Source organism: Mesorhizobium sp. M7A.F.Ca.US.006.04.2.1 (assembly GCF_004022915.1).
GTDB classification, from domain to species: domain Bacteria; phylum Pseudomonadota; class Alphaproteobacteria; order Rhizobiales; family Rhizobiaceae; genus Mesorhizobium; species Mesorhizobium ciceri.
Genome location: NZ_RZQA01000708.1, coordinates 1 through 3,446, shown reverse-complemented (window position 1 = coordinate 3,446; position 3,446 = coordinate 1). Strand labels below are relative to the sequence as shown.

The following is a 3,446-nucleotide window of genomic DNA, read 5'->3' as shown; positions in this document are numbered from 1 at the left end:
GACCCGGGCGGGCTCGCTGCCCTTGAACGGCGCGTCGATGCGCACCGCACCGGTGAAATAGTCGGCCGGTCCCTTGGCCGAGGCTTGAGAGCCGTTTCGCGTGATGTCCATGGTTTTGTCCCTTCCTGGCAACAGCCATGACACGACCCGCCCGGCTTTAAAGACGGCCGGAGGTGCCCGGTGTGATAACGCCTATCTAGGGTCTGCGATTGGTGCCGATTAGGTGCTATATCCAGCATGATCTTATGAAGGGGGCTCATGAATGCCACGTGACAACCTGAATGAGCTAACCGCCTTCCTCGCTGTGGCGCGCGAGGAAAGCTTCACCAGGGCGGCGGCCAAGCTCGGGGTTTCCCAATCGGCGCTCAGCCACACGGTGCGGGCGCTGGAGGAGCGGCTGGGTGTACGGCTCCTGACCCGCACCACGCGCAGCGTGTCGCCCACCGAAGCCGGGGAGCGGCTGCTTCGCACCGTCGGGCCGCGGCTGGACGAGATCGAGACCGAGCTCATTGCCTTGAGCGCATTGCGGGAAAAACCCGCCGGCACCATCCGCATCACCGCCGGTGAGCACGCCGCCGATGCGGTCCTGTGGCCGGCGATCGCCCCGCTGCTGCCCGACTATCCCGACATCAAGGTCGAGATCATCGTCGACTATGGACTGACCGACATCGTCGCCGAGCGCTTCGACGCCGGCGTGCGGCTGGGCGAACAGGTGGCGCGCGACATGATCGCGGTGCGCATCGGCCCCGACATGCGCATGGCGGTGGTCGGCTCGCCAGCCTATTTCGCTACCCGACCAAAGCCGCGCACGCCGCAGGACCTGACCACCCACAATTGCATCAATCTGCGGCTGCCCACCTATGGCGGGCTCTATGCCTGGGAGTTCGAGAAGGCCGGACGCGAGCTGAAGGTTCGGGTCGAAGGCCAGCTTGTGTTCAACACGGCCGCTCTGCGCATGAACGCGGTGCTCGCCGGCCTCGGCCTTGCCTATCTGCCTGAGGAGCAGGTGACGGCCCATCTGGCCAACGGCCGGCTGGTGCGTGTGCTCGCCGACTGGTGCGGGCCCTTCCCCGGCTACCATCTCTATTACCCCAGCCGCCGGCAAGCCACACCGGCCTTCTCGCTGCTGGTCGACGCGCTGCGCTACCGGGGCAAGGTGTAAATCGGTGAGCAGCTTCCACCCGGCTTTGACTCGCCGCCGCCTGCGGTGACTATCCCCGGAAATGGTCGCGGAACCATTTCCGCGGCACCGCGTTCACTGCGGTTAACTGGAACTCCTATACGTGGCGCAAGTGACGAAAACCTCGAGCTCGACCTTTGATCTGCCCCACCAAATCCTCGATAATCTTCCCGTAGCAATCTACACCACCGACACCGAAGGCAAGATCACCTATTTCAATCGGGCCGCGGCAGATTTCGCTGGGCGCGAACCCGAGCTCGGAAAAGACCAATGGTGTGTGACGCACAAGCTGTTCACGACCGACGGTGAAGTGTTGCCGCATGACCAATGCCCGATGGCTGTCGCGCTAAAGGAGAACCGGCCGGTCAGAAACCAGTCGGCTATCTCCCAACGCCCGGACGGCACGCGTGTGCCGTTCCTTCCCTATCCCACACCGCTTCATGACGAGCAGGGCAGACTGGTCGGCGCCGTCAATATGCTGTTCGATCTCACTGACCGCCATCATGCCGACGAGGCCAGGCATCATCTGTCAGCCATCGTGGAGTCTTCCTTCGATGCCATCGTCAGCAAGGATTTGAACGGAGTCATCAGGAGCTGGAACTCAGCCGCCCAACGTCTGTTCGGTTACACCGCCGACGAAGCAATCGGAAGGTCGGTAACTATGCTGATACCGGACGACCATTTGGACGAAGAGCCGCGCATATTGGAGCGCATCCGCAAAGGCGAGCAGGTCGAGACCTACGAAACCATCCGCCGCCGCAAGGACGGCAGCCTTGTGCCCGTATCCCTGACAATCTCGCCGGTGCGCAACGCCGTCGGGCAGATCGTCGGCGCCTCGAAGATCGCCCGCGACATATCAGTAGCCAAGGAGAACGAATATCGCATCCGCATGCTGATGCGCGAGGTCAACCACCGGGTGAAGAACCAGTATTCCGTCATCATCTCGATGATCCGGGAGACCAGCAAGCGGTCATCGACGCCGGCCCAGTTCGAACGTCAGGTGCGCGAGCGCATCATGGCGTTGTCGCTCTCGCATGACCTTCTGGTTTCCGGCGACTGGAAGGGCGCCACGATCTTCGAACTGCTGCTTGCGCAGGCCAAACCGTTCGGCAACGAGGAGCGGATCTCAATGTCGGGCCCTTCCCTGACGCTGAGCCCCAATGCCGTCCAGTACCTCGGCATAGCGTTTCATGAACTCGCGACCAATTCCGCTAAATACGGCGTCCTTTCGGCCGCAGAGGGAACGATAACGGTGCAATGGAAGGTAACCGGACTGGTCGGCCAGAAACAGTTCCAGCTGATCTGGAAAGAGAGAGATGGTCCTGAAGTACAGACGATCGGCCATGGTGGTTTCGGCAGCGTGGTGCTGCGGCGCGTCGCTCCAGCCGCGGTGAGCGGCACCGGTGTTCTCGAGCATGATAGCCACGGTGTCACCTGGACGCTGCAAGCACCGTTGACCCAACTTGAGGCTTCGGTTGACAGCGAGCACGTTGATCAGCGTGCATTGGACCAGGTGATGAGCGGACACGAATTCGGAATTGTTCCCTGAACTTGGGCACTGGCAACAGGACTACGGCCCGCTATGTGTTGCTTTTATTGTACGTCCTGGCCTTCAGCCCTGTCGCAATATGGCGGGCATCAGCACCGGAGCCATCGCCGTGACCGTGACCGACCTCTATCGAGGCTACATCGCCTGCCTCAACAATCAGGACTGGCAGAAGCTGCATCGCTTCGTTCATGACGAGGTGCACTACAATGGCGACCGCGTCGGACTGTCGGGTTACCAGGACATGCTGGAGCGCGATTTTCGGGAAATCCCAGACCTCTATTTCGATATCCAGTTGCTGATCGCCGAACCGCCGTTCCTAGCCAGCCGGCTTCAGTTCAACTGCACGCCGAAGGGAACCTTCTTCGGGCTCCCTATAAACGGCAGGAAGGTGTCCTTCAGCGAGAACGTCTTCTATGAATTCCTCGACGACCGGATCAGGAACGTCTGGTCGGTAATCGACAAGGCCGCGATCGAGGCGCAGCTTTAATCCAGGTCGCCCAGAAAGCGACGTCTGCGCGGCAGCGTCCGTGGATCGTTCGTAAAAATCGATCATTCTAACGAAAATAATTCGTTGGAAAGATTGGTTTAGGAATGGCATTCTCCCGGCATACTCGCCTGGAGCATTGCATTGTCTTCCGTTTCCCACTTCGCGAACGATATTCCAAAAAGCGCGTTTCCTGCCGATGTCGCGCAAGGGCGAAAATCCCTTAGCTGGAA

At 60.7% G+C, this 3,446-nt stretch carries 3 protein-coding genes and 1 pseudogene; 3 read left to right on the top strand and 1 reads right to left on the bottom strand.

What is annotated here, in order from left to right:
* Positions 1 to 111 (bottom strand): annotated as a pseudogene (locus EN925_RS40950) (cupin domain-containing protein); the annotation flags it as partial.
* Positions 112 to 262: 151 nt separating this feature from the next.
* On the opposite strand from EN925_RS40950, the gene EN925_RS28495 reads away from it, so the two are divergent.
* From EN925_RS28495 to EN925_RS28485, 3 genes are all read left to right on the top strand, one after another.
* The gene (locus tag EN925_RS28495; protein WP_127368570.1) at positions 263 to 1,162 is read left to right on the top strand and encodes a LysR family transcriptional regulator; all 900 of its coding nucleotides are present in this window, start codon (positions 263 to 265) and stop codon (positions 1,160 to 1,162) included.
* 121 nt (positions 1,163 to 1,283) lie between these two features.
* Entirely contained in the window at positions 1,284 to 2,729 is a 1,446-nt protein-coding gene (locus EN925_RS28490; RefSeq protein ID WP_013530540.1) for a PAS domain S-box protein, read from the top strand.
* A 109-nt stretch (positions 2,730 to 2,838) separates the two neighbouring features.
* A complete protein-coding gene (locus EN925_RS28485) occupies positions 2,839 to 3,216 on the top strand; it encodes an ester cyclase (protein ID WP_024501791.1) in 378 nt (125 codons plus the stop codon).
* Positions 3,217 to 3,446 lie beyond the last annotated feature (230 nt).